This is a genomic window from Vibrio sp. A37 (assembly GCF_059777565.1).
The window spans coordinates 20,307-46,174 of sequence record NZ_JBLNLI010000020.1 but is presented as its reverse complement, the minus strand read 5'-3'; the positions used below and the strand labels follow the sequence as shown (position 1 = coordinate 46,174).

The following is a 25,868-nucleotide window of genomic DNA, read 5'->3' as shown; positions in this document are numbered from 1 at the left end:
TACGTTTCGCAATCCGCGAAGGTGGCCGTACTGTAGGTGCTGGTGTTGTTGCTAAGATCTTTGACTAATATTTAGTTGAAATCTGCGATATTCGCACTGAGAAAGGGAAGCGTTATGCTTCCCTTTCTTGTTTTTTCTCTTTTAACTTTATATAAGTTCAGTTTTTATAACAAAATAGTCTAAATAAGCATCATCTTGCAATTGCCAATGATAACAATTATCGTTTATATTACTTGTTGTATTTAAACGGTTAGGATTTATGATGGTTGTTTGTGTATGCCACGCTATTTCTGATAAAGAGATAAAAAAACTAGTGATAGAACATGGGGTAACAGACATCCGTGGAATTAAGAAGTGTACTGCTTTGGGTAGCCAATGTGGTAAATGTGTAAAACATACTAAAGAAATTCTGACCGACACCACAATAAATCACCTCAAACAAGCAATATAAGATCTCGTCATCATTTTGCCGCGTTGACTCACTACTATTTCCTTCTACAGTTAAATAAATAACAACAAAGGAAGAAGTCAGCGATGAAAGGCGATCCAATTATAATTCAACACCTTAATAAAGTACTTGCAAATGAACTGATTGCTATCAATCAGTACTTCTTACATGCGCGTATGTATAAAGACTGGGGTCTCAAGCACCTAGCCGACAAAGAATATCATGAGTCTATCGACGAGATGAAACACGCTGATGAACTGGTTGAACGCATCTTATTTTTAGAGGGGCTGCCAAACCTTCAAGATCTGGGCAAACTCATGATAGGCGAAGATACTAAGGAAATGTTGGAGTGCGATCTTAAATTAGAAATGATGGCTATTCCTGATTTAAGGGAAGCTATCGCCTACGCTGAAGATGTTAGAGATTACGTGTCTCGCGATCTATTCCAAAAAATTCTTGAAGATGAAGAAGAGCATGTAGATTGGCTAGAAACTCAACTAGGGCTAATCGAAATGACTGGCATCGAAAATTATATTCAAGCACAGTTTGTTGATGAAGAATAACTCTATACCAATTCCATCAATTATTTAAACCTTCTTTCCAAGGTCAGCTTTTGTTCAATAGCTGACCTTTTCTTCCTCTATAGCTTTGTATCCCTACATTTATCTTGATCTGACTGCACTAATTCTGTACTATTCGTCGTCCTTATTCTCGGTCACTTATTTTTAGTTCCTTGCTTCCTCTGGACGACCGAGCCAATTGTGGAAGCTGAATAATCCGTAAGGAGCAAATAATGCGTCATTACGAAATCGTATTCATGGTGCACCCAGATCAAAGCGAGCAAGTTGCTGGCATGATCGAGCGTTACACTGGTTCTATCACTGAAGCTGGCGGTACTATCCACCGTCTAGAAGACTGGGGTCGTCGTCAAATGGCTTACCCAATCAACAAGCTTCACAAAGCTCACTACGTTCTAATGAACGTTGAAGCTGACCAAGCTGTTATCGATGAACTAGAAACTGCTTTCCGTTTCAACGATGCAGTTCTACGTAACATGATTATGCGTACTAAAGCTGCTGTAACTGAGCAATCTATCATGCTTAAGCAAAAAGAAGAGCGTGCTCCTCGTCGCGAAGAGCGTGGTGAGCGTCAAGAGCGTTCTGAAGCTAAGCCAGAAGCAGCTGCTGAGTAATTTTCTATGACCAATCGAATGGAGCTCAGTGGTGTTATTACTAAGTCTCCCGTTCGAAGCCAAAGTCCCAGTGGGATAGAGCACTGCCAATTTTGGCTAGAGCATCGCTCCACGGTACTAGAAGCTGGATTGTCAAGGCAGGTGTACTGCCGTATGCCAGTGATAATCAGCGGGCAAAGGTCAAACGAATTAACTCAACAATTAGTGCAAGGCAGTAACATTTCGGTAAGTGGTTTTGTTGCTTATCAAACTGGTCGAAATGGTCAGTCAAAATTAGTGTTACACGCCGACAACTTTACTCAAATTTAAGATCAGGAGATAGCCCATGGCTCGTTTCTTCCGTCGTCGTAAATTCTGCCGTTTTACTGCAGAAGGCGTACAAGAGATTGATTACAAAGACGTAGCAACTCTTAAAAACTACATCACTGAAGCTGGTAAAATTGTACCTAGCCGTATCACTGGTACAAGCGCTAAGTATCAACGTCAACTAGCTCGCGCTATCAAGCGTGCTCGTTACCTAGCACTACTACCGTACACTGATAAGCATCAGTAATCGGCGAGTTTTATTAAGAAAGAGGATTAAACAATGCAAGTTATTCTACTTGATAAAATCGGTAACCTAGGTGGTCTTGGCGATTCTGTGAACGTTAAGTCTGGTTATGCTCGTAACTTCCTTATCCCTCAAGGTAAAGCAGTTATGGCTACTAAAGCTAACCTAGAAATGTTCGAAGCACGTCGTGCTGAGCTTGAAGCTAAAGTTGCTGAGCAACTAGCTGCTGCTGAAGCTCGTGCTGAGAAAGTTAACGCTCTAGAAGCAGTTGTTATCGCTTCTAAAGCTGGTGATGAAGGCAAACTATTCGGTTCTGTTGGTACTCGTGACATCGCTGACGCGATCACAGCTGCTGGCGTTGAAGTTGCTAAAAGCGAAGTTCGTCTACCAGAAGGTGCTCTACGTAACACTGGTGAATTCGAAATCAGCGTACAACTTCACTCAGAAGTATTTGCTACAGTTAACCTACAAGTGGTTGCTGCTGAATAATATCAGTTATAAGCATTTGAAAAGCGCTGGCTCAGGCCAGCGCTTTTTTTGTTTTGAAAAGTGTTCAGGCGCACTAGAAGCTAAAGACGAGATTGACACTAAAAGTGCTATCGGCTTTGGCTAATCCAGCGGGTACTCGGCTGTGATAATTTCGTGTGTGCGTGACTCTCAACGCAATGTTTTTTGTAATGTCGTGCGTAGCACTCAAAACAGTATCTAGACTGGTGTTGCTATGTCCAGTTACTACGGTAGCGTTTGCACTAAGTTTCAAGCTTTTTATTACTTGCCAACTTCCACTGACATTACTACGGAATATTGGTTCTTCAACTGTGGTTGGAAAGATGATATCACTGGAGCCTATTTCATCTAAATTAGGTTTCTGATAGCGATAACCCGGGCCCGCTTCCAGTTCTAGTTGATAAGTTTCTGTGTAGTAAACTTGATAACCTAAACCTGCTGAAAGTGTGTCGTCTCTATAGTAGGCGCTGTATTTCGAATCGACACCTTTAAAGCTGCCGTAAAAAAATGATTTAGGGCCGAGTTTATAATCGCTTTGCGCTTCATAGGTAGATTGTCTTTTATCTTCTACGCCATCATCGTAGTTTAAATAGTACGCCCAACTAGCTTTAGAGCGCCAGCGCCCCGAAGTGTATTCACCACCGAGTTTTGTATTCAGGGTTCGAGAGTTAGTATTACCTGAGCGAGCTTGATAGCCAAACTCAACACCAGTTTTCCAAGGGGAAGGAATTTCAATTTTCTTGTCTGGCGGCGCTACCTCATCTGCATGAACAATGGGTACAGCTAAAAGACCCAGACTAAGTAACCAATACTTTGCCACCGACTTTTCTTTCCTTAGGTTAATCAAATGTAGCATGCTAAAGGCATGCGGTTTAAACTTGGTCAAAACGAAGTTAAATATGGCACTATCTCGACCTTATAAAGTTAATGCAGTGCAACTTCGCATTTCATAAAGTCCATCTAGCTGATTACAATTTCCTGTTTCAAGCTATAATGGACGGTCACTAAAAGTTATTGAGCAAGGTCATGGCTGAATCCCAACAAGCAAGCAACAAAAAACGCAACATCTCAGATGCACAAGTCGATGCAATAAAAGTTCCACCTCACTCACTTGAAGCCGAGCAATCTGTAATTGGTGGTCTACTACTTGATAATGAGCGTTGGGACACAGTATCAGAACGTGTTTTAACACAAGACTTTTATAGTCGTCCACATCGATTAGTGTTTGATGCGGTTAAATCTATCCTAGAAGACAGCAAACCGCTGGATCTCATCACGCTATCTGAGTATTTAGAGCAAAGAGAGCAGTTGGATGACGTAGGTGGGTTTGCTTATCTCGCTGACCTTGCCAAGAATACGCCTAGTGCGGCTAACATCAATGCTTATGCCGATATTGTTGCAGAAAGAGCATTGGTGCGTAACTTGATTGGAGTAGCGAACGATATCGCCGACGCGGGATATGACCCTCAAGGAAGAACATCGGAAGATCTTCTTGATCTTGCCGAAAGCAAAGTATTCGCCATCGCTGAAGAGAGAACGAACGAAAATGAAGGTCCACAAAGTGTCGACAACATTTTGGAAAAAACTTTAGAGCGCATTGAGCTGCTGTATAAGTCTCCTCAAGATGGCGTGACTGGCGTTGATACAGGGTTTACCGATTTAAATAAAAAAACAGCAGGCTTACAGGGCTCTGATCTCGTCGTTGTTGCTGCAAGGCCATCGATGGGTAAAACCACTTTTGCGATGAACTTGTGTGAAAATGCGGCTATGGTTCAGGATAAACCTGTCCTCATTTTTTCACTAGAGATGCCTTCAGAGCAGATCATGATGAGGATGCTAGCTTCTCTTTCACGTGTTGACCAAACTAAAATCAGAACCGGCCAGCTTGATGATGAGGATTGGGCTCGCATTTCGTCAACGATGGGCATTCTGATGGAAAAGAAAAACATGTTCATTGATGACAGCTCAGGCTTAACACCAACCGAAGTGCGTTCTCGTGCTAGACGCATTGCTCGTGAGCACGGTGGATTGTCCATGATCATGGTCGACTACTTACAGTTGATGCGCGTTCCTTCACTTTCCGATAACCGTACTCTGGAAATCGCTGAGATTTCGCGCTCTTTGAAAGCGTTAGCTAAAGAACTTAACGTTCCCGTGGTTGCATTATCACAATTAAACCGTTCCCTCGAACAACGTGCTGACAAACGTCCGGTAAACTCAGATCTTCGTGAATCTGGTTCGATAGAGCAGGATGCCGACTTAATTATGTTTATCTATCGAGATGAAGTTTATAACCCAGAAAGTTCCTTAAAAGGTATCGCTGAAATTATCATTGGTAAGCAACGTAATGGCCCAATTGGCTCTGTGCGTTTGACGTTCCAAGGACACTTCTCCCGGTTTGATAACTATGCAGGCCCTGCGTTTGATGATGAGTAATGCAATGAGTTATATGAAGGCTGCGACCGCGACTATTGATTTAAAAGCGCTGCAGTTCAATTTAGATAAAATTAAACAACAGGCACCAGAGAGCAAAGTGATGGCAGTGGTTAAGGCGAATGCCTATGGCCATGGACTAAGGCATATTGCCACTCATGCCCTCAGCGCTGATGCTTTTGGTGTTGCCCGTATTGAAGAGGCGCTGCAACTGAGAGCCAGCGGTGTCGTCAAACCAATCTTATTGCTTGAAGGGTTTTATTCGCAAACGGACCTACCCGTACTTGTCACTAACAATATTCAAACAGTCGTCCATTGTGTGGAGCAGTTAGAAGCTTTAGAAAGAGCGCAACTTGAAATACCAGTTGTGGTTTGGCTCAAAGTAGATAGCGGAATGCACCGTCTCGGTGTTCGTCCTGAACAGTACGAAGAGTTCGTACAGCGTTTAAGTGATTGTAAAAATGTCGCTAAGCCGCTGCGTTTTATGAGTCACTTTGGTTGCGCTGATGAGCTTGATAAACCTGTCACTCAAGAGCAGATTGCGTTGTTTACTAGTTTAACGGATGACAGCCAAGGCGAAAAATCACTTGCTGCGTCTGCTGGACTGATCGCTTGGCAAGAGAGTCATTTCGATTGGGTTAGGCCTGGCATTATCATGTATGGCGTATCTCCATTTAGTGACAAAACCGCCATTGAGCTCGGATACAAGCCAGTAATGACACTCACCTCTCATCTTATTGCAGTGAGAACAGTAAAAGCTGGAGAAAGTGTTGGCTACGGTGCGGTATGGACCAGTGAGCGAGATACTAAGGTCGGTGTTATTGCCATTGGTTATGGTGATGGCTACCCACGAACCGCACCCAACGGTACTCCAGTGCTAGTAAACGGCCGAACAGTGCCTATCGCTGGTCGTGTCTCAATGGATATGTTAACCGTTGATCTTGGCCCCGATTCCGAAGATAAAGTGGGAGATGAAGCCATTCTTTGGGGACAGGCTCTACCCGCGGAAGAGGTCGCTATGCACATTGGTACTATTGCATATGAATTGGTTACCAAGCTTACCTCAAGAGTAGAAATGAATTACGTAGAAGAGGGCGAATAAGCCCTCCACTCAACTCACCATTACTCACCTTGGATAGTCGCAACAATTTGACGTTTTCCACCGTGGTAGCGGTGCTCAGCCAAATAAATTCCTTGCCACATACCTAGAGCCAGCCGACCTTCGGTGATTGGCACAGATATACTACATCCCAGTGTTGAACACTTGATATGAGCGGGCATATCGTCAGCACCTTCGTACGTATGCTGATAATAGGGAGCATTTTCTGGCACCGATTGGTTGAAGTGCGCCTCCATATCAGAGCGAACCGTTGGATCAGCATTTTCGTTGATAGTTAAACTTGCCGAAGTATGCTGAATAAATAGATGTAATATTCCAACAGAAATACGCTCTATTTCTGGTATCTGTTGTGAAATTTCATCTGTGATTAGATGAAAACCGCGTTTAAATGCAGGCAATTGAAGCTTTTTCTGAATCCACATGAGTTTTCTCGTCGTTCAATAATGGCAAACTAGGATTTACCACATAATTGTGATGTTATTTTGCTCACGTATCAGTGTAAAATACCATCGATTAATGTGATTTATCTCAATTACGTCACCATGTTCGTCATACATAATTGGCCGTTGAAAATAAATTACAAAGAACAGCTGCGTTTTTTTTCTTAGCGGCACATAATACAGTCTCTCAATTTGAAAGCAGGGTCCGCTGTTTGAAGCCTTTTGGCCTAGAACGAGCTAGATCTAGCCTACTGTAATACCGGGATAGTTACCATGTTGAAAAATATCAACCCAACGCAAACTCAAGCGTGGAAAGCACTAACAGAACATTTCGAATCAGCACAAGACATGGACCTTAAGTCCCTTTTTGCTGAAGATAGCCAACGTTTTGAAAAATTCTCAACAAATTTTGGCTCTGATATCTTAGTCGATTACTCAAAAAACTTGATCAACGAAGAGACGCTAAAGCACCTATTTAAATTAGCGAACGAAACTGAGCTGAAAAGTGCAATCAGCGCAATGTTTAACGGTGAAGCGATCAACCAAACAGAAGGTCGCGCTGTACTACACACGGCTTTACGTAATCGTAGCAATAAGCCTGTTGAAGTTGATGGCGAAGATGTGATGCCAGCCGTTAACGCAGTTCTTGAGAAGATCCAATCTTTCACAACTCGCGTAATTGAAGGTGACTGGAAAGGTTACACAGGCAAAGCGATCACTGACATTGTGAACATCGGTATCGGTGGTTCAGATCTTGGGCCTTACATGGTGACTGAAGCGCTAGCACCTTACAAAAACCACCTAAACCTGCATTTTGTCTCTAACGTTGATGGCACTCACATCGCTGAAACGCTTAAGAAAGTAAACCCAGAAACAACGCTATTCTTAATTGCTTCTAAGACGTTTACAACACAAGAAACAATGACGAACGCGCACTCTGCACGTGATTGGTTCCTAGAGTCTGCGAAAGACGAGTCAGAAGTCGCGAAGCACTTTGCTGCACTTTCGACGAACGCTAAATCTGTAGCTGAGTTCGGCATTGACACAAACAACATGTTTGAGTTCTGGGATTGGGTTGGTGGCCGTTATTCTTTATGGTCTGCAATTGGTCTTTCTATCGCACTAGCAGTAGGTTACGACAATTTTGTTGAGCTTCTAGAAGGTGCGCACGAAATGGATAACCACTTCGTTGAGACGGATCTTGAAGACAACATTCCAGTAATTTTGGCGCTAATTGGCCTATGGTACAACAACTTCCACGGTGCTGAGTCTGAAGCGATTCTACCTTACGATCAATACCTGCACCGTTTTGCCGCTTACTTCCAGCAAGGCAATATGGAGTCAAATGGCAAATACGTTGATCGCGATGGTAAAGCTGTGACTTACCAAACTGGCCCTATCATTTGGGGTGAGCCAGGAACTAATGGCCAGCATGCATTCTATCAGCTTATCCACCAAGGCACTAAACTGATCCCATGTGACTTCATTGCTCCTGCAATCAGCCATAACCCTATCTCTGATCATCACCCAAAACTGATGTCTAACTTCTTTGCTCAAACAGAAGCACTAGCGTTTGGTAAATCTGAAGAGACAGTAAAAGCTGAATTTGCTAAAGCAGGTAAGTCAGAGCAAGAAGTGGCGGATCTAGTGCCTTTCAAAGTATTTGAAGGTAACCGCCCAACTAACTCTATTCTTGTTAAACAAATTACGCCGCGTACACTCGGTAACCTTATCGCGATGTACGAGCACAAGATTTTTGTTCAAGGTGTGATTTGGAATATCTTTAGCTTTGACCAATGGGGTGTAGAGCTAGGTAAACAACTTGCAAACCAAATTCTGCCTGAGTTAGCTGGTGGAGAAGAAATCGCTAGCCACGATAGCTCAACGAACGGTTTGATTAACGCGTTTAAAGCTTACCGCGCATAAAAAGTACCAAACGAAAATAGGCCAGCAAATGCTGGCCTATTTTTATGTTCAATTTGCTACTCAAAGCAAATTTCGATAAACGCGTTTCCCCATTCTGAAGAAAAAGGCATGATAATGATGGAGCCTTCACACTTATGACGAATGGTGTGGCCTTTACCTGATACGATCATCGGAGTTGCCATATCAAAGTCGAACCCACTTTCAGACAAAATTCGTTTAGCGCCACCAGTAACCATATTAGTGATTTCACCTACCATATCGGTGACTTCTTCGTTCACGCCTGCTGGACGCTCTCCCAGCATGTTCTGCATAATCTGTAGAGCAAGGTTCTCATCGAAAGTGATGGACATTGAACCACGTGTTTTATCGCCAACCATTCCTATCAACCCAGACACATCTCCACGAGCGATTTCGTCTTTCTTTACTCGTGGTTTTTGCGGCTTAAGCTCCAAAGAGGCCATCGTTTTTAGCACATTCATCAACGACGCTAAAAACGGATTTACAAATTCAGCTCGCATATTATCTACTTCAGTCCTTTGTTTTCACACAACATGTCCGGCATACTCCATGAGACTCGATAACATGATTCGCTATATGAATTCCATGCTGCTCGGCATTTTTCGAAAGTAATGACACGAGATGATCATCTTGTATCTCAGTGACATTACCACATACATCACAAATTAGTAGGTGAGAGAAGTGCTTATGAGCGTTTCCAATACAGCATGAAATAAAACTATTCGTTGATTCCACGCGGTGAATGAAGCCTTGTTCGAGAAGGAAATCTAAAGCCCTATATACCGTTGGCGGTTTTGCCTGAGGTTCAGCTTTTTTCAATTCTTCTAGTAATTCGTAGGCAGTTGACGCTTTTTTAGAGGAGCAAATTAGCTCGAAAACTATCCTACGTTGTGGAGTAAACCTCACTCCACGGCTTGCACATATCTCTTCCACTTGTTGTATTTGTTGTTGGTCCAAACTTATCACCATAACTATTGGACTTATATAATAATATACTATTTATCGATAAAATTCGTTTAGAGATAAAGAATTTATTATTCAAGTCATATGAGTGTCCGTTGAGTTGATACAAATCTGCTAGGCAATAGACACTATAGAAACGCGGGTAACGATCATATGAATGTATCATAAAGGGGTCAATAGCCACCTGACATTTACTATGCTGAGCTAGAAAAACTAAATGTTGCTACTGACGACGTACGGAAAAATAGCGACAATGATTCCACATAAACCGACGACAAAGCCACCGATGGTATATCGCCGTTGCTGCTTTTGTTTTTTATGGCTTATTTCTATGGTTTCTTTTAGGTGAGTAGTGATGGGATCAAGTAGGTGTTCATTGCCTTTTAATAGCCCTCGCAACCTTTCTAAATGCGCACGAATTTCAGTTGGCAACCCCTCAAAAGGCTCTTCATCTTCAAATCGTTTAATGTATCCTTTTATCAAGTCTCGCTCATCGGATAATTCCTTATTTCCGCCTACAAGTATTTCTCGGTGGCAGTTCTTTATTACTCGAATGGCATCAGATAGACAGAGATCTCTTGTTGACGCAATATGCTTAATATCAGACCAGTCAGGCGTTGATTGCGTAACCGCATGTTTAAAATCTCTCTCGAATCGTGAAGCTGCTTGATGCTCTTTGTAGATTTCGAATACCTTCAGACACACGTTACTCAAAGCCACAACTGCAATAAACAATATGATAGCTGGAATCCATTCGAGCATAATCTATCCTTACCTATACTGAGACGAGAACTGTTCAACATTCAATTGAAATAGTAACTCAAGATTGCAAACTATGCTGAATTCAAGCATAAACAGGTGGAGTTGACTTGGGTGCAGCTCTCAATTGATTCGAGGCTAACTCAGCCCCGTAGAGTTACTGGCTAATTTTTGCTTTTGGACAAATAAGTCGTAGTGTTTTTTTGTAAAGATTGTTTAATAACTTAAAAACTGGCTCGACGATATACGACTGCTTGTCTTTGCAAAGAGTAGCTGCCGCTATAGCCACGACAAAAGCACCAACCATGTCAAACGGATAGTGGACGCCTAAATATATGCGCGCCCAAGCGACAGGTAATCCTAAGAAAATTAGGAGTATGCCAAGTCGTCGAGTTTGACGCGATATAGCAAAGCTAACAGCAACAGACCAAAATAAAGTAAGGTGATCGCTAGGAAACGAGGAGTCGTTTGAATGAGGTAAGAAGTTTGTCCCTAAATGGATGGCAAATGGACGAGGGTGGAACCAGACCAAGCCAAAAATCACGTTGATTAGAAGACCAAGAACAGCAGAAACTCCAGCCATAACAACCAGTTTTTTCATATCATTTTTGCCAATAATCCAACCTAAAATCAAAATGATGGGTACGAGTAAAATGAAATATTTGGCGAAAAATAAAGCAATCTCTAGTGAGGCTTGAGAAGGATGAGTCGGAGCGTTTAATAGTAAAAACAGTTTTTGATTTAAATTGTTCATAATTGACGTAATCGTATGATTGAAGAGCAGGGAACTTTAACAAATATCTTCAATCTATTTTTTATCATTTTTAATGAAAATTTTGTGAAAGTATGTTGAGCAGTGAAGAGAAAAAGCGAGGGATTGGGCTAACTATTTTTTTGACAGTTGGTACTCTCCTGAGCGTTCTAGCCTTGTTTCAAGGCATTTTTTATACCAGATTGTTGGTTAGACTAACGCATTTTATCGGTATTGACGGGCCAATAGAACAATCCTCTTTGTATCTTCTTTCAGCTATTGGTGCCATTGGGTTAGTGTTGTTTATCGGCATGTGGTTGTGGCAGAAGTGGGCGTTGTACCTCACTTATATCATGATGATTGTTATAGCTGGCTATAGTTATTTTTCTGGGGTATTTTCTATCTCTATTGCAGTTGTTGGTTTGGCTCTATGTACCCTTTTATTATTCATTTTCGGAAGCCGTAATTTTAAGTAGCTGATACGATTTATATTATATTTATTTATAGTAAAGCGACTCTTTATGTAAGAGTCGCTTTGAGTCTTAAATTAAACGATAGCGTATTTAGCTGGAATACACGTTACTGTTGTACCCGTGTATCTTACAGTAGTGCTGAAAGAAATATTAATTGTAGAGCCTTGTGTAGATGTATCTCTTTCTAATACAAACGCTAAGCCATTATTAGCAACTTTCACAATCTTATACCCACCACCTGTATTGTCGTTGTTTTTGACTTTTGAATTACCAGACTGAGTTGGACTCCAAGAACAAACGATGTATTTAGCGTAAGAAGTATTACCATTAACGTCATGAGCTACAGCGCTAATATCTAATGGAAGAGAACTATCACCCATATGTGTTTGTGTATCTGTACCTTGATAATAGGTAGAGCCATTGTCTGCTGTATAAGATTGAAGTGTCAGAGTGTTACTTAATGCGCCTAAATTATCATTTGCTAACGCTGATTGAGAGAAAACTAATGATCCTGCCAGTGCGATTGCAGTAAGTGTTAATTGCTTTTTCATATTATTAAATCTCTGGTTTATGGGACGCCGAGATTGTAATGAATATTTACACTATGTGTTTGTTTTAAAGTGTGATTTTTATTCGTTTGTGATTGTTGTCAAAATTATTGCCACTTTTTATCTATCAACCTTATTTAACCATTTGAATGTATTAAATAAATGTATCTTTAGGCTGTATTTTTAATGTTTTATTGATGTGGAGGATTTATAGGATTTTTATTTATAATGATTTTTGTTTTATGGTATCTACGAGAAATTAATCATTTTAAGAGGTTTCTTGATTAAAAATGAAAAAAGTGATTTTCTTGGGTTAATTATTAATTAATCACCTAGTTAATATTGGTTTAATATAATAATTATTTTCTCTAATTATTATATTAAATAAGACTTTCACCAGCGAATCGCTATAAACATGTGGACGTCGAGGGTTCGTCCGCTTAGCGAAAGTCTAATAATGTGCTAGTTCATTAATTATTTAAATGAATAGCTTGCGCCAACTAGGAATTCATTTACAACAGGAACGTATTTGCCGTCAGTATCAACTGTAGTATCACCGAAATAGTGAGTAAATGAAGTTTGGAAGCTTAGAGCATCTGTTATCGCGTAGTTAAGCCCAATACCTGCTAACGGTTTAATTTTATGGTCAGAGTATGAGTAGTTAAATGTAGGGTCTGAGTTTGTATTGGTAAATTTACTCATCATATAAGCAAATCCTGCTTTACCAAATACCGACCATTTGTTGGTGATATGATATGTCCCTACTCCAGCTAGGTCTAATGCAGAAGAGCTTATTTTATAAGTATCTGAAGCTGAATAGCTTCCATAAGAAGCCGAATAATTCCAAGTGCCGTTGCCAAAGTTTGAGTAACCAAGCTCTGCCCCAACATCCCATTTGTTATCCATTTGGTGAGTATAACCAACGGCGACTCTTCCTGAAAACTCTGATGCGGTATTATCTGTGCCAACCATTTCAGTCGGTGCTGTCTGCGCAGCAACACCTACACCACCAGAAACGTAAACATTATCTGCAAATGCGCTTGCAGTACCAGCAGCAGATAGTGCTGCAACGATAGCGATAAATTTCGCTGAGTTTAGCTTTTTCATATTTTAACCTTGCATATAGTTTCTTAATCTTCCTGATGAAATAACCACCTCCTTATTGGGGTAGTGAAAATTACAGTTGTTTAATTTTAATTACAATCAGAGTTTTGCTTCTGAAAATCATAGTCTTGGAATTTGTGTGCTTAATTAATGAACATTAAAATTAATCATTTTTGCGTAATCGATTGATTATTTTTTTGATTTTTGAGTAAAAGAGTTGGAGAAATTTTTTGTTTGGGGTGGGTTTTATGTATTTGGTAAATATGTTTGCATAAATAACAGTCTATGATTCTGATTATTATTTTTATCAATAATGAATATTTTTGTTAATTGTAGGATAATGAAGTTTGTTTTATATATATGAAATATTGCGATTATCTGTGTTACTTAATTTTAGAAATGCGTCTTATTTAAGCTAAGAAAATGATCGTAACTTTTATTAGCTACGTATGTTTGACAGTAATAGATAGGATGGGGGCATTGGTGGATTATGAGCAAAATTAGCCCTATTACTAATTTTCATCTATAACTATAAAGTGGTACTCGTTCGTGTTAGATTGCCTACCAAAAAGTTGATAATTGCACACGTCGAACTTTTGTAGGTCAGTACCATAATCTAATGAAGAAAACAGATAAACTCAGTTGGCGACCCATCCATAGAAATAGCTGTGAAATCAGTTAATTCAAGCGTTAACCTATTAACTATTAGGGTAGAAAATGAATGGAATCGCAAAAGTAATATCGGCCCACCTGTCCATAGTGGTACTGCTCCCTTGTGTCTTACTAGGAGGAATTATTTTCTATGACGTCTCTATATCCGCTCAACGCTTGAAAGATGCAAATAATGCTGAGTACAACGCATTTCTAAGTCACGCTATTTTAGCCGTTGTACATGAAACCCAGAAAGAGCGAGGAGCTTCTGCAGGCTTTCTCGGTTCAAAAGGACAAAAGTTCAAATCTGCTTTAGAAAAACAACGGCTGCTCACCGACACACTTATTGGAGAGCTGGAAAGCAAGCATTCACAATGGAATTTAAGCAATGAGATGCAACGAGAATATCGAGATTTTATGAGTTTATTTTCTCAGTTAGAGACGATACGGAATCAAGTCTCTAATCAGTCGATTACGTTACCAGACATGCTTAAGTACTACACAGGTATCAACCTTAAAGGGTTGCACATCGTCGTTACGGCTTCTCGTTTGAGCAATGACCACACTATTTCTAATCAACTTTTTTCTATTTACAATTTTTCTAGTGCAAAGGAATCGGCTGGGATAGAACGGGCAGTACTCGCGAATGTTATTTCAAATGATAGTATTTCCCCTTCTTTACGTATCAAGCACTCAGACTTGATGACCAAGCAGAAAGTATACCTCGATGAGGCGTTAGAAACTGCGCCTCCTGAAATGAAAACGATATTTGAAAATGCGCTAAACTCAAGCGCGATGCGTGAAGTCGAGGGCTATCGAGATCAAGTTTCGTCAAAAGACCAAGGCTTTGGGTTAGATGCAGAGCAGTGGTTTAAAGCGGCAACTGACCGTATTAACCTGTTGAAAAATGCGGAAGAGCAATCTCTTACTCTAGTAGACAATACGGCAATTCGCATTCAACAAAAAGCCCGAATGGTGTTAGTTATTGAAGTTGTCGTTTTTGTCGTTGGAGCCTTAGTCACGCTTGCTCTTTTTCTATCTATCCGTTTGCGAAACAATCAGTCAGCTTCGATTTCTGAAGGCATGAAGATCGCCATAGACGAGCGTAATTTAAATCACAATATTGAGGTTGTCAGTTCAGATGATTTAGGTCAGTCGGCACGTAATATCAACCGTTTGACGGCGCAATTTGGGAAGGATTTAGTGGAGTTCAGAGTCGTATCTCAAAACATAGTATCTTCAACTCAAGAGAGTTCAGCGGCCATTGAGCAAAGTAAAAGTAATTTGGTTGAACAGCAGCAGAAGATACGCAGTATTGCTACTGAGTCCGAACAAATGAACCTCCATCTGCAAGAAATTAATGAGTCTATGCATGAGAATGTACGGGCTGCTCAGTCAGTTTCAAAGGAATCTCTAGCAGGGCAAACGGTCGTATCCGATGCTTTGGTTGTGATTGAAAAAGCTGCTCAGGATATGGCAGAGTCGGCAGATAATGTTGATGAGCTAAATGAACGAGTTGGAAGTATATCTGAAATGGTCGAGATGATTCGTAGTATCGCTGATCAAACTAACTTACTTGCACTAAATGCGGCGATTGAAGCGGCGAGGGCTGGAGAACAAGGTAGAGGTTTTGCTGTTGTAGCCGATGAAGTGAGAAACTTGGCTAGTCGTACTCAAAAATCTACAGAAGAAATATCAACTCTAGTCAGTGAGCTTCAACACAGCTCTAAGCAGGCATCAGAAACCATCAATCATGGTAAAGCTAGTACGATAGAGGCGGCTCAAAAAGCGGATGACATAAAGCAAGCATTGAACAAGATCGTTGAGCAAGCAGAACAGGTCGAAGCCGTGAGTGAAAGTGTATCGCAGAAAACTCAAGCTCAAAGTGATTCCATCCGAGGAGTGAGTGAAAACCTAGACTCTATTTATGCCAAGGCAGCGGAGAACGCTGCGGGCTCGGAGCAACTGGCAATTTCGATGGCCAATATTGTGGATGAAACACAAGGTATGAAAGTGTTGGTTGAGAGGTATAAAGTCAGTTAAGTGTTATAGCCTGATCATTTTCTTCATTGAAAACGAGAATAAGATTTCGCTTCTCAGACTTTCTTATTCTAAGAAGAACATGGACTTTATTATTAGATACTGAAAAATAAATAGCGAGTTATTCTATATTTAATTGACGCTAGATATATAAATGTTCCCTTAAGTTATGAAGAAAATTATCTTCTTATACATGCTGCTATACACTTACTCTGTTCATTCTTCGTCAGTGAATGAAGTCAGTTGGTATACAGAAGAATACCCTCCTTGGAACTATACCGAAAATGGAGAGCTCAAAGGATATTATGTCGATGTTTTATTAGAGATTTGGAAGAAAGTCGGTATCGACAAATCAAAAAAAGATATCAGAGTCATTCCATGGGCTCGCGGCTATCACTATCTACAAACAGAGCCAAATACTGCGCTTTTCTCTATGGCTCGAACTGGAGAGCGAGAAAAACTGGGTATATTGTGGGTAGGGCCTTTAGAACGGAATAAACGCACCGCTATTGTTGCAAAAAAAGATAGGAATTACACATTTGACTCAATAGAGCAAGTGAACAAAGAGTTTAGTAAAGAAGGGGCTGGAGGGGTAAACAAAATTGGTTCGTTGAACAAAGGAGCAACAGGCCAGATTTTTTTGCAAATTGGAGGAGATGAAAAAGTATTACATCGCGTCAATACGGTCGATCAGCTGTTTGGTATGCTAGAAAGTAACAGAGTCGCTGCCATTACTTACAATTATGCCAATGCATTTTATGTAATGAAAAAACTTAAAATGGACTCTTCTCAATATGAAGTGGTGTTCTATTTAAGCCCACCTAAAACGGGTGGCTACTTTGGTTTCAATAAAGATACAGACCCAAAGCTAATTGAGAAATTTCAGCGCGCGTTAGATCAGCTCTGGGAAGAGGGCATTATTGAACGTCACTACCAAAAATATGTTCCTAGGTGAGTTCGTCAAGAATGCCTGAATTAGTTCACCTGACAGGTTTTTATTTCGACATTATTCGGAGATCTCGATCTTTTTAAAGTGAGTGACTTCAATGTGTGTTAATTCTTTCGAGAATCGTGATACTTTATTTTTTCTGCTATGTCATTAGTTAAATAATACTCTTTCACTGCCTTCATATACTTATCGTTGATTTTGTTGTATTTATCAGACCCTTTGCTAAACATGAGGTAAGCATGGGCCCTGTCTTCAACTTCGAATATCTTTTTAAATAAGCCTATATTTATGTTTTCTTTTTGCAGTAATAGTTTTAATTGAGGCTCGGAATAAAAAAAGTAATCACTTTTTTTTGAGATGACTCTTTTTATCACCTGCTTATGGTTGTTTAAATCTTTAACGTTCTTTTTCGGAAGTGAGGCTATAAACTCATCCACTACTTTTCCGTGACTATCTGATCGAACTCTAGCGACAGAGAACATTCTCATCTCCTCTAAGCTATTAACATTGAGTACCTTTTCGTTGCTTGTTGCTGAATAAGCATAAATCTTTGAAATATTGGTGAAGATGGGTTCGCTGGAAAAGTGAAATGATTTTTCTCGCTCTTTAGTTCTGTACGCTCCTAACACCATATCGATATTGCCTATTTCAACTTCTCTCAAGCAACGTTTCCACGGTAAGTCTTCTACAACAGTTGTCTTTATATTGTTCTCTTTTTCAAAGACAGCTAATTGCTCAATAAGAATGCCATCATATTGTGCATTGATTGGGTAAATCCATGGTTTCCCATCATAGTATGCACACCATGTGAACGTTTCATTCGCTTGAACAGATGGGCTAAACCAAGCAATGAATAGCGAAATAAATGTGCCTAATTTTATAGGCTTTACGGTGATTGAAAACATAGAACGCTCATCCTTGAGGCAGAAACTATGTGAAGTAGTATAGTAATTGTTCCAAGTATTTGTTGTTGTAGATAGGATTTTTACATCTCTTTTCTAAGCGTAAATTACTGTGTTAACAATTTTAAATTTAGAGGATTAGTAGAGGTGGCTGTAGAGCATCTATCAAGGAGAAAAGTGCTTATTAAAGCATGTGTTAGACCGTCAGAAAGCCTTTGGGTTACTGGTGGCTTTTCTATAGAGATAGGAAAGCGGTGAGAGCACTCGATACGCATAGAGCTAGTAATCACGGGCGATGTAGCAGACTTGGTACACATCGTAGAGGTTTAGGATCATAGGTGACCTTACTCCATCAACGGGTAGCGACCCAAATAGAGGGTCGCTAGCTAACTAGTCAGTAAAGTTGTCTTATTGTGGGTATACAGGTTTACAAGTAATTGTTGCTCCTGTATACCTCACTGGGACATGGAAGGATACATTGATTACATACGGAGATTGAGGCTGCGAACCGTTGATTAACTCCAAATTAAAGGTCGAGCCATCTTTTGCCACATCTTCAATTGTATAGCCGCCACCCGTATTATCATTGTCTTTAACGTATGAGTTATTACCTTTTGGAACCCAGCTGCACTCTATGGTGTTAGGTGTTGTACTACTATTGTCAATTATCTCTTTGAAATTGACTGGTAGAGAGGAGTCGCCTGTATGGGTCTGGTTATCTGTACCTGAGAATGTACCATCTCCATTTGCTTCTAGAGTTAAAGTATTTTTTAATGCCTGTACTGAACTTATATTTGCGGCATCTGCTGGTAATGCTAGAACCATTGATCCCGTGAGAGCAATCGCTGAAATAACTAATTTTTTGTTCACGTTAATATCCCCTTGAAAATTTTGAAAGAGGATATACTGTTTTTTGATTCCCTGTATTAGTACTAACTACCCATTTTTGCTTGATTAATTTAAATCAATACTTACTACTATGCTTGCATCAATATATATGAAAGAAGGGTATTACTACGGCAAATTTATTACATGCTTTTCCCAGACCAAACGACTTTCCCATTTATTTCAAAATCTGTGTTTTTGATATCGTCTTTGGTGAGCTTCCAAGCTTCATAAACAGGGTTGTCACTTACAACCTTAATTCCCTTAGGTAGGAATTGAGCACGTTTGACCATCAAATGATTGTCATACCTAAAGAGATGTACGCCATCAATTGAGAGCCCACCAACTCTATCGACTATCGCAATGCTTTGACTCTTTTGGATAGGGTTGATGCTGTCACCCTAAACGAGTATGAGGAATATATATTGTTTATAGTGGTGATTACTATTTATTCTTATATTAATGTGTTCTTATGAATTTCAAGATGGGATATATAGCTACCTTTCGGCATGTAATAATAAAGCGACCGCAAATAGTGGGTCGCTTTATCATTAGCTAGTAAAGTAACAATCTCTTATTAAGATGCAGGAGCACAAGTAACTGTTGCGCCTGTATATCTTACAGGGACACTGAAGGATACATTCATTACATATGGAGCTTGAGGTTGTGAACCATTGATTAACTCCATGTCAAAGGTAGAACCGTCTTTCGCTACGTTTTCAATTGTATAACCACCACCAGCGTTATCATTATCTTTAACGTATGAATTATTATCTATTGGAACCCAGCTGCATTTTATGGTGCTAGGTACTGCACTGCTTTGGTCAATTATGGCTGTGAAATCAACTGGTAGAGAGGAGTCACCAGTATGGGTCTGAGTATCTGTACCTGAGTACGTGCCGTCTCCATTTGATACTAAAACGACAGAATTATTTAATGCCTGAACTGAGTTTATATTTGCTGCATCTGCAGGTAAAGTTAGAGCCACTGAACCAGCTAAAGCAATTGCTGAAATAAGTACTTTCTTTTTCATTATTAGATCCTTAACGGATGATGAACGGTCAATGTTGTATCAAGTTTCATATACAACATAACATTCCGTTACATTTTCTCTCTAGGTAATTAATTCTCCATATTGACACTAAGTGATTGATTATATTGGTTGTTAATCAAGAAGGATTTTGATAGTAGGATTTAAATTATGGTTTGTATTTTTAGTTGATTGATATTTACATTCTTTATCCAGACCAAACAACTTCACCAATAACCTTGAAGTCAGTGCTTTTAATATCGCCTTTGGTGAGCTCGTCGATGAGTCGATACGATAATCCGGTTAACTCCACCCCGTCACATGATGCAGAGCATGTAATCTATGTGGCGGGAACAGGGGGCGGTAAAACCTCTGCAGTGAAGTATCTGGGGCTGGTGCCAAAAACTTCTCAAGCAGTATTTTTCGATCCCTATCGAAACTATGCTGGTGCTAAGTTCCAAGGCCAGATGTGCCATGGTACTAGCTCAAAAGCGGCTTTCGTTAAGGCTCTACTTGCTGCAAGAAAAAGAGGCAAATCATTCAAGCTTGCTTATATTCCGCCAGATGGCGCAACTAGCCATGAGTTAGAGTTTTTCAGTGTAGTGGTCTGGTCGATGGGTAACGGCCGAACATCAAAGCTGCATGTGGTGATTGAAGAGTTAGCAAGCTGCGTTGAAACCGCCGGAAAGCTAAAAGGTAAAGCGGGTGAGTTATTGCGTGGTGGTCGTCAGTATGGCCTAGTGATTCACTCCATTTTCCAGCGTGGGCAAGAGGTACCAAAAACCGTTACCGAGCAATCATCGACTTGGTGGATAGGCGCGGTTAACTCGATGTCTGATGCGAAATGGCTAGCGGATAAGAAAGGGCTCAATATCAATGATATTGCTGCCCTAACTTCAGCCAAAGTAAACAAGCAGAAAATTGGTAAGCCTATTGCTGAATATCTGCTTGTTAGGGATGGGATTGGGAATGTTGATAGCGCCTCTCTTAATTGTGCCTTAACTTACTGATTTAGCTTGCTTATCTTTTAGTGTAAGTATCTGGATCTATGTCTCCTAGATAAACTCTATTGTTATAAAGTGAAGACACACTGAGGCAGCAACCTCGCACTACACCGATATAAATTAGTGATGCAACCAGAGCGTAGTCAAATAAATATAGAAGCATATTTGTTGATAGTAATTGGGTTTCGTTGTTGTCTGGTATAAATAATTCAATGATTGAATTGTCAACAGACTTACCTACAATCGAGTTTACTACTATTGCAATTAAAAATAACAAAGCATACCTTTCCATCTTATTTTCTGACACCATTTTTTGTCTTTCACTCAAGTAAGCTTCATAAGCGACAGAATTATTATTTTTTACGGCAAAAATTCGGATCTCGTTTACTGAAAAATACCCATCAGAGCGCTTCTTTCTTGATGGGGTATTATTGTTAAACACATTGCGCAAGCTGTAAGGCAGGAGGAAGTAAAGCTGCATTAATGAGTATTGAATGATGCCTGTTATGAAAGTCATGAATAGACTAAATAAACATATGAAAATTAAAATATCCCCTATTGTTATAGACGACGTTATGAAGTTGATGTTTACTTTCAGCAAAGACATATTGTATCTATAAGCTAAAGAGCTATCGAGCATCAAAGTAAATGTGCCTAATAGAATAAAGTAATTAAAACTGTCCGCTTTATCTAATAAATTGTTTACTTCAGAAACATGTCTTGCTGACATACAATCCTCTATCCATCTATACATGACTTTACTCAATATATTGTTTTTTAAAGTACCTTTCTTGTATCTAGTTCTAAAAATAACTTTTGCTTATGACTCTACATTTAACCTATAGCTAGTTGAACAAACCTATAGGTTCCCCCTCCTTCCCAATCCCAAAAACTTAGCCTTTCATAACTCATGATGAATTTGTTCACGTTAATAAAGGCGAATCATGAGTAAAAGCAATAAAACGATGTAGATGACGGTGTTAGCAATGCTGCTTGTTATAGCAGTGATTAACAACATCTCGACATTGCAATCACTAAAAGAAGTGATCAGCGGCGACTCTGGCTGGTTCTAAGGGGGCGATATGGAAGCTTTAAATACGTTATTTAATCCACGCCCGAAAGAGCTCGATCCGGTCGAAGGTGTCGGATGGGGTAATCAGGCTACTTTGCGTCTGACCCTACCGAATGTAATCCTGTTCTTCCAAATGATCTACTTTCAACAAGGCAATTTACCACTGACTGTTGCAGCGAATCTAGCAAGGCAAAAAGTGGTGATTAAAGCGGGTGTTAGCAACTCAAAAAGCATTTGGGTTGCTGGTAACCTTCCTCTCGAGGCGGGAGGAAGGTTAGAGCTTTCGACACGCGCAGAGCTAGTAATTACGGGCGATGTAGCAGACTCGGTACACATTATAGAGGTTTAGAATCATGGGTGACCTTACTCTGCCAACGGGTAGCAACCGGAACAAAATAGAACACATTGCGCAGCATGTTAACTCGATGATTAGTGATGCAAGTGCTTCGTAACCTATCCATCTCATAGTTTTACCAAGGACAACAATTCTAGTCATTGCTGTTGGCTTTTGTGGTAATCGATGCGCTCCTGAATATTATTTTTTGATTTGTACTGTTTTATTGCTTCAATATATCTATCACCATACATTTCGTATCGATCAGTTTTTTTACTGAAAATCACGTAACCTGGTATATCTTCTTGGATTTTTAGAACTTGCTTAAAGGCGTTTTCATCAGAATTGGATTGCTCTAGTATGGATTTAAAACCAGACTCTGAGCTAAACAAATAGTCACTTCTACCCAAAAGAACTTTTTGAAGCTGCTGACTTGTCGTCGCTATATAGTGGACGTTATTTTTAGGAAGGGAGCCTACGAACTTATCGAGCAAGTTTCCTAGGCTATCGCCACGCACAACCGATACTGAAAAGTCTCGTAGCTGTTCTAGGTCATTAATGTTATGTAATTTTTTATTAGCAGAGCTAGTGTAAACGTATATGTTGGAAGTATTGTAAAATGCTGGCTCATCCAAATAATAAAATAGCTTTTCTCTTTCCGGGGTTTTGTATGCCCCTAGAATCATATCGACTTTTCCATTCTCTAGTTGTTTTTGGCATCGCTTCCAGCTTAGGTCGTCTTGTACTTCTGTATCGACATTATTTTTTTCAGCAAATATTTTTAGCTCATCGATAAGTATTCCTTGATACGTCCCTTCTACAGGGTATATCCAAGGGTTCCAATCATAATATGCGCACCAAGTTAGAGTTTCTTTAGCAACTGCACTTGAACTGAAAAGTAAGGCTGATAACGAAACGTGCGTGAGTAGTGAGGAGAAAGATCTTTGCAGGAGGAAAGTAAAAAAGCACATACTCTGATCCTTGAGCCACGAAACTATATATTGCTTGTGATTATAGTAGTGCAAAAGAATTAGCCTATCGAAACAATCCACTCGAGGATCTCAAAGTTAAGATCTTAGAGTTTATACTCAACAAGCTATATCCTTTGTTCAGACCGAACCACCCTCATCAATGGCCTCAAAACTGCACTTCTAGATCTTTCTTTTTTGAGTTCTTAAACAACATTTAAATAACCGAAAAGTTAAAAGGTAAAGCGGGTATGAGCAACTCAAAAAGCATTTGGGTTGCTGGTGACCTTCCTCTCGAGGTGGGAGAGCAGCTAGAACTTTTGACGCGAGCAGAGCTAGTAATGACGGGCGATGCAGCAGACTCGGTACACATTATAGAGGTTTAGGATCATGGGTGACCTTACTCTACCAACGGGTAGCAACCGGAACAAAATAGAACACATGGCGCAGCACGTTAACTCGATGATTAGCGGCGCAATTACCTTGCCCTTTGTGATTAAAGATAGTTCATAAATGAATTAGCACTTCTCTTTGCTCGCTGGATCATTTTTTCTTAATGTTTGTGATGAACAGTGTATAATCCGCGATCTTTTAAGAGGATCCCTTTGTAAAGACCAGAGTAACAACGATGAGGTATTTCAGTGTCTAGCTCTAAATCTACAAGCAAATTCGTCATGCAGCGTTTCTCAGTTGCGCCTATGCTCGATAGGTTTTAGTTTCTTGATTTAACAGGATTTGAAGGTGTTGAGGGGTACTAAAGGGGATCCAATATAGTCCTATTTATTTTGATTTTATTGGACGAATGCCTACTGGTATTAATGTATACATAGATGATAAACCCTTTCTGAATCTGTCCGAACATTATTGATAATCTGATGGGACAAGGCTTATTGTTGGTGAGTCCCTAAATTTTTTTATTGCACGGCACTTAAGAGTACGACCAGTTCCTAAAAGTATGTACAAGCGGTAGTGTCTGTTGGGATTATCTTTCGGCCAGTTTTTTGGCTTTTCAATTTGCAATTGTAAATGGTTGAATGAGTCTATTCTTAGTGGGTTATCTGATAGGTTAAGTATTTGCGTTCTCTCTTTGTTTTTTCCTATTAGATATAAACCGAGTATTATTTCACTTTTATCCTTTCTATTAATTATTACTAATCTTTTTTTGTTGTAATCATATCTATCCTCGTTAATCACAAATTCAATAAGATGTCTAAATTTTAAATGTGCGCCAATAGCACTAATCCCAATACCAAAAAGAGCGACTAGAACTACAAATATACTTCCAAGCGTTAATTTTTTCTCTTTGATAGTATTTAAAACTTCTTCATATTTTCTTACCCTCCAATCAGTTGAATATATATCTTCGGTGAGCTTGGATAGTTTGCCTAAGTCTATGTCATATGTTTCTGTACCTATGGTTAGATTTCTTTGTTTTTGTAGCAGATGGTTTAACTCCATTCTCGAATTTTCCAATTGACTCTGAATCTTTGAGAGCTCGGTGTTGTACCTTTCATTTTCAATATAAAGGCCTGAGGAAACTCCAATTATTCCAGACATAATAGAGATAAGAAGATAGTGGAATATTCTCTCAGCTACTTCCATAATCTACATCCTCTGCCCCGACCAAACCACTTCGCCAATAATCTCAAAATCAGCGCTCTTTATATCTTCTTTTGTTAGTTCCCAAGGTTCGTAAGCTGGATTATCACTAACGACTTTGATGCTTTTTGGTAGGAACTGAATGCGTTTGACCATTAGACGACTATCGTAGCGAAAGACGTAAATGCCATCAGTTGAGAAGCCATCAACACGGTTCACCATAACGATGCTTTGATTTTTTAAAGTAGGGATCATGCTGTCACCACGTATAGGCATTAGAAAAACATTGTTTGGATTGTACCCAAGCTCTTGCCGTATGAACTTCTCTTTAAATACGATTGAAGAGGATTCTTCTTCTTTCTCAACTAGTGCTCCCATTCCTGCACTGACTTCAATATCAAAGTATTTCAACTCTAGATAGCCCTTCGGAGATAGTGAGCCATTTTTTGCGATCTCGTTCGCTTTTATGAACATATCCTGAGGGATTTTATTTCTCATTCTCCACGTTTGAATTGTGGAAGGTGATACGCCCAAACACTTTGATAAATCTGTGTTTTTTGCAGTGTTAGTGAGTTTCTTTAGTTCAGCGATCTGATCGTCTATAGTGCTCATTAGTGGCTCCGGTATGTTCAAAGGTGTTGCAAAACTAGTTTAATATGCCAATAATGTCTCATGTGGTAGTTGAGACACTTTTGAGTTGATTATAGTTGCTCCTAATCAACTCTTCATAGTTGCATAGGTGATATATGAATACAAATTTTGCTTTGTTAGCACGTTTTGAGAGTCCGACCGTAGAATTGAAACTAGTCTGCCAAGAGTTTTTTGGTATCACGCCAAAAACGGCAGAGCAGAAAGCTAAGGCTTGCGACTTTCCGTTGCCTACATTCAAGCTGCGCGATTCAGAGCGTAGTCCTACCTTAATCAAAATCGAAGATCTCGCGGCGTATATCGACAAACGTCACCAACAAGCCAAACAAGACTGGCAATCCGTTCAGTAACTGGAGGAAGTATGCAGGTATCTAGTCCAATACATAAACTTTGTCCTGATATGCAGGGAATGGTGTGTCCAGATCCTAGAAAGCGTCAGCGTTCTATTTTTCTGATTCAGAAGCTACGTGAAAAACATGGGTTGAATAAACGTTCTAAGCGCAAAGCAAAGCCACTGAATTACTCATGCAACGAGTCTGATTGCTGGGAGTAAC

The 25,868-nt window shown here is 39.8% G+C and carries 34 protein-coding genes and 1 pseudogene; 19 read left to right on the top strand and 16 right to left on the bottom strand.

Going from position 1 to position 25,868, the window contains the following annotated elements; all coding sequences use genetic code 11:
- The 7 genes from ACM2FC_RS20855 to rplI all read left to right on the top strand — a co-directional run.
- Positions 1-68 (top strand): EF-Tu C-terminal domain-related protein (locus tag ACM2FC_RS20855; RefSeq protein WP_465270803.1); only part of this gene is annotated, 68 nt, incomplete at its 5' end.
- A gap of 194 nt (positions 69-262) precedes the next feature.
- Entirely contained in the window at positions 263-451 is a 189-nt protein-coding gene (locus ACM2FC_RS20850) for a (2Fe-2S)-binding protein (protein WP_498482969.1), read from the top strand.
- A gap of 83 nt (positions 452-534) precedes the next feature.
- Positions 535-1,011 carry a bacterioferritin gene (gene bfr, locus ACM2FC_RS20845; protein WP_498482963.1) on the top strand — a complete coding sequence of 159 codons (477 nt, stop codon included), beginning with the start codon at positions 535-537 and terminating at the stop codon, positions 1,009-1,011.
- A 230-nt stretch (positions 1,012-1,241) separates the two neighbouring features.
- Positions 1,242-1,640, top strand: a complete 399-nt coding sequence (rpsF, locus tag ACM2FC_RS20840) for a 30S ribosomal protein S6 (protein WP_498482962.1) — start codon at positions 1,242-1,244, stop codon at positions 1,638-1,640.
- Positions 1,641-1,646: 6 nt separating this feature from the next.
- The gene (gene priB / locus ACM2FC_RS20835; RefSeq protein WP_498482961.1) at positions 1,647-1,949 is read left to right on the top strand and encodes a primosomal replication protein N; all 303 of its coding nucleotides are present in this window, start codon (positions 1,647-1,649) and stop codon (positions 1,947-1,949) included.
- A 16-nt stretch (positions 1,950-1,965) separates the two neighbouring features.
- On the top strand, positions 1,966-2,193 hold the full coding sequence (gene rpsR, locus ACM2FC_RS20830; RefSeq protein ID WP_000090471.1) for a 30S ribosomal protein S18: 228 nt from the start codon (positions 1,966-1,968) through the stop codon (positions 2,191-2,193).
- Between the two features lie 33 nt (positions 2,194-2,226).
- On the top strand, positions 2,227-2,679 hold the full coding sequence (rplI, locus tag ACM2FC_RS20825; protein ID WP_498482960.1) for a 50S ribosomal protein L9: 453 nt from the start codon (positions 2,227-2,229) through the stop codon (positions 2,677-2,679).
- Positions 2,680-2,752: 73 nt separating this feature from the next.
- On the opposite strand, the gene ACM2FC_RS20820 is transcribed toward rplI, so the two are convergent.
- Positions 2,753-3,517: a DUF481 domain-containing protein gene (locus tag ACM2FC_RS20820; RefSeq protein WP_498482959.1), complete on the bottom strand. Its 765-nt coding sequence runs from the start codon at positions 3,515-3,517 to the stop codon at positions 2,753-2,755.
- A gap of 206 nt (positions 3,518-3,723) precedes the next feature.
- On the opposite strand from ACM2FC_RS20820, the gene ACM2FC_RS20815 reads away from it, so the two are divergent.
- Positions 3,724-5,133, top strand: a complete 1,410-nt coding sequence (locus ACM2FC_RS20815) for a replicative DNA helicase (protein WP_498482957.1) — start codon at positions 3,724-3,726, stop codon at positions 5,131-5,133.
- Between the two features lie 13 nt (positions 5,134-5,146).
- Entirely contained in the window at positions 5,147-6,232 is a 1,086-nt protein-coding gene (gene alr / locus ACM2FC_RS20810) for an alanine racemase (RefSeq protein ID WP_498482968.1), read from the top strand.
- Between the two features lie 20 nt (positions 6,233-6,252).
- Here the strand turns inward: alr and ACM2FC_RS20805 are convergent, their stop codons facing one another.
- Positions 6,253-6,672, bottom strand: a complete 420-nt coding sequence (locus ACM2FC_RS20805; RefSeq protein WP_498482955.1) for a secondary thiamine-phosphate synthase enzyme YjbQ — start codon at positions 6,670-6,672, stop codon at positions 6,253-6,255.
- A 291-nt stretch (positions 6,673-6,963) separates the two neighbouring features.
- Here ACM2FC_RS20805 and pgi point away from each other — a divergent pair, with 291 nt between their 5' ends.
- Positions 6,964-8,616, top strand: coding sequence for a glucose-6-phosphate isomerase (gene pgi, locus ACM2FC_RS20800; RefSeq protein ID WP_498482954.1), 1,653 nt, complete (start codon positions 6,964-6,966; stop codon positions 8,614-8,616).
- Positions 8,617-8,672: 56 nt separating this feature from the next.
- Here the strand turns inward: pgi and ACM2FC_RS20795 are convergent, their stop codons facing one another.
- The 4 genes from ACM2FC_RS20795 to ACM2FC_RS20780 form a co-directional block, all read right to left on the bottom strand.
- Entirely contained in the window at positions 8,673-9,134 is a 462-nt protein-coding gene (locus tag ACM2FC_RS20795) for a chemotaxis protein CheX (RefSeq protein ID WP_237363749.1), read from the bottom strand.
- A 10-nt stretch (positions 9,135-9,144) separates the two neighbouring features.
- Positions 9,145-9,603 carry a zinc uptake transcriptional repressor Zur gene (gene zur, locus ACM2FC_RS20790; RefSeq protein WP_498482953.1) on the bottom strand — a complete coding sequence of 153 codons (459 nt, stop codon included), beginning with the start codon at positions 9,601-9,603 and terminating at the stop codon, positions 9,145-9,147.
- A 207-nt stretch (positions 9,604-9,810) separates the two neighbouring features.
- Positions 9,811-10,359, bottom strand: a complete 549-nt coding sequence (locus ACM2FC_RS20785) for a hypothetical protein (RefSeq protein ID WP_498482951.1) — start codon at positions 10,357-10,359, stop codon at positions 9,811-9,813.
- 154 nt (positions 10,360-10,513) lie between these two features.
- Entirely contained in the window at positions 10,514-11,110 is a 597-nt protein-coding gene (locus ACM2FC_RS20780) for an undecaprenyl-diphosphatase (protein ID WP_498482950.1), read from the bottom strand.
- A gap of 92 nt (positions 11,111-11,202) precedes the next feature.
- On the opposite strand from ACM2FC_RS20780, the gene ACM2FC_RS20775 reads away from it, so the two are divergent.
- Complete coding sequence (locus ACM2FC_RS20775) at positions 11,203-11,583, top strand: hypothetical protein (protein WP_498482949.1); 381 nt, start codon at positions 11,203-11,205, stop codon at positions 11,581-11,583.
- A 71-nt stretch (positions 11,584-11,654) separates the two neighbouring features.
- Here ACM2FC_RS20775 and ACM2FC_RS20770 read toward each other — a convergent pair whose 3' ends face one another.
- Positions 11,655-12,131 (bottom strand): hypothetical protein, encoded by a 477-nt coding sequence (locus ACM2FC_RS20770; RefSeq protein ID WP_498482948.1) that lies wholly within the window; start codon positions 12,129-12,131, stop codon positions 11,655-11,657.
- A 471-nt stretch (positions 12,132-12,602) separates the two neighbouring features.
- A complete protein-coding gene (locus ACM2FC_RS20765; protein WP_498482947.1) occupies positions 12,603-13,235 on the bottom strand; it encodes an outer membrane protein in 633 nt (210 codons plus the stop codon).
- A 714-nt stretch (positions 13,236-13,949) separates the two neighbouring features.
- Between ACM2FC_RS20765 and ACM2FC_RS20760 the strand changes: the two genes are divergently transcribed.
- Entirely contained in the window at positions 13,950-15,926 is a 1,977-nt protein-coding gene (locus ACM2FC_RS20760; RefSeq protein ID WP_498482946.1) for a methyl-accepting chemotaxis protein, read from the top strand.
- 166 nt (positions 15,927-16,092) lie between these two features.
- Positions 16,093-16,878 (top strand): substrate-binding periplasmic protein, encoded by a 786-nt coding sequence (locus ACM2FC_RS20755; protein ID WP_498482945.1) that lies wholly within the window; start codon positions 16,093-16,095, stop codon positions 16,876-16,878.
- A gap of 98 nt (positions 16,879-16,976) precedes the next feature.
- On the opposite strand, the gene ACM2FC_RS20750 is transcribed toward ACM2FC_RS20755, so the two are convergent.
- From ACM2FC_RS20750 to ACM2FC_RS20735, 4 genes are all read right to left on the bottom strand, one after another.
- On the bottom strand, positions 16,977-17,777 hold the full coding sequence (locus tag ACM2FC_RS20750) for a substrate-binding periplasmic protein (RefSeq protein WP_498482944.1): 801 nt from the start codon (positions 17,775-17,777) through the stop codon (positions 16,977-16,979).
- Between the two features lie 405 nt (positions 17,778-18,182).
- Positions 18,183-18,644 carry a hypothetical protein gene (locus ACM2FC_RS20745; protein ID WP_498482943.1) on the bottom strand — a complete coding sequence of 154 codons (462 nt, stop codon included), beginning with the start codon at positions 18,642-18,644 and terminating at the stop codon, positions 18,183-18,185.
- Positions 18,645-18,802: 158 nt separating this feature from the next.
- Positions 18,803-19,051: a S24 family peptidase gene (locus ACM2FC_RS20740; RefSeq protein WP_498482967.1), complete on the bottom strand. Its 249-nt coding sequence runs from the start codon at positions 19,049-19,051 to the stop codon at positions 18,803-18,805.
- 185 nt (positions 19,052-19,236) lie between these two features.
- Positions 19,237-19,692, bottom strand: a complete 456-nt coding sequence (locus ACM2FC_RS20735) for a hypothetical protein (protein WP_498482942.1) — start codon at positions 19,690-19,692, stop codon at positions 19,237-19,239.
- A 278-nt stretch (positions 19,693-19,970) separates the two neighbouring features.
- Between ACM2FC_RS20735 and ACM2FC_RS20730 the strand changes: the two genes are divergently transcribed.
- Complete coding sequence (locus tag ACM2FC_RS20730; RefSeq protein WP_498482941.1) at positions 19,971-20,699, top strand: hypothetical protein; 729 nt, start codon at positions 19,971-19,973, stop codon at positions 20,697-20,699.
- 10 nt (positions 20,700-20,709) lie between these two features.
- Here ACM2FC_RS20730 and ACM2FC_RS20725 read toward each other — a convergent pair whose 3' ends face one another.
- Positions 20,710-21,423 carry a hypothetical protein gene (locus ACM2FC_RS20725; RefSeq protein WP_498482940.1) on the bottom strand — a complete coding sequence of 238 codons (714 nt, stop codon included), beginning with the start codon at positions 21,421-21,423 and terminating at the stop codon, positions 20,710-20,712.
- Between the two features lie 352 nt (positions 21,424-21,775).
- Between ACM2FC_RS20725 and ACM2FC_RS20720 the strand changes: the two are divergent.
- Positions 21,776-21,868: pseudogene (locus ACM2FC_RS20720) on the top strand (major capsid protein P2); the annotation flags it as partial.
- A gap of 389 nt (positions 21,869-22,257) precedes the next feature.
- Here ACM2FC_RS20720 and ACM2FC_RS20715 read toward each other — a convergent pair.
- Positions 22,258-23,070 (bottom strand): substrate-binding periplasmic protein, encoded by an 813-nt coding sequence (locus ACM2FC_RS20715; protein WP_498482939.1) that lies wholly within the window; start codon positions 23,068-23,070, stop codon positions 22,258-22,260.
- A gap of 248 nt (positions 23,071-23,318) precedes the next feature.
- On the opposite strand from ACM2FC_RS20715, the gene ACM2FC_RS20710 reads away from it, so the two are divergent.
- Positions 23,319-23,453, top strand: coding sequence for a hypothetical protein (locus ACM2FC_RS20710; protein WP_498482938.1), 135 nt, complete (start codon positions 23,319-23,321; stop codon positions 23,451-23,453).
- A 4-nt stretch (positions 23,454-23,457) separates the two neighbouring features.
- Positions 23,458-23,580 carry a hypothetical protein gene (locus ACM2FC_RS20705; RefSeq protein WP_498482937.1) on the top strand — a complete coding sequence of 41 codons (123 nt, stop codon included), beginning with the start codon at positions 23,458-23,460 and terminating at the stop codon, positions 23,578-23,580.
- Between the two features lie 348 nt (positions 23,581-23,928).
- Here the strand turns inward: ACM2FC_RS20705 and ACM2FC_RS20700 are convergent, their stop codons facing one another.
- Together ACM2FC_RS20700 and ACM2FC_RS20695 are read right to left on the bottom strand one after the other, a co-directional pair.
- The gene (locus ACM2FC_RS20700) at positions 23,929-24,669 is read right to left on the bottom strand and encodes a hypothetical protein (protein ID WP_498482936.1); all 741 of its coding nucleotides are present in this window, start codon (positions 24,667-24,669) and stop codon (positions 23,929-23,931) included.
- 3 nt (positions 24,670-24,672) lie between these two features.
- A complete protein-coding gene (locus ACM2FC_RS20695; protein ID WP_498482935.1) occupies positions 24,673-25,278 on the bottom strand; it encodes a LexA family transcriptional regulator in 606 nt (201 codons plus the stop codon).
- A gap of 134 nt (positions 25,279-25,412) precedes the next feature.
- Here ACM2FC_RS20695 and ACM2FC_RS20690 point away from each other — a divergent pair, with 134 nt between their 5' ends.
- A complete protein-coding gene (locus tag ACM2FC_RS20690) occupies positions 25,413-25,664 on the top strand; it encodes a pyocin activator PrtN family protein (protein ID WP_498482934.1) in 252 nt (83 codons plus the stop codon).
- Positions 25,665-25,675: 11 nt separating this feature from the next.
- On the top strand, positions 25,676-25,867 hold the full coding sequence (locus tag ACM2FC_RS20685; RefSeq protein ID WP_498482933.1) for a hypothetical protein: 192 nt from the start codon (positions 25,676-25,678) through the stop codon (positions 25,865-25,867).
- Position 25,868: the final 1 nt, after the last annotated feature.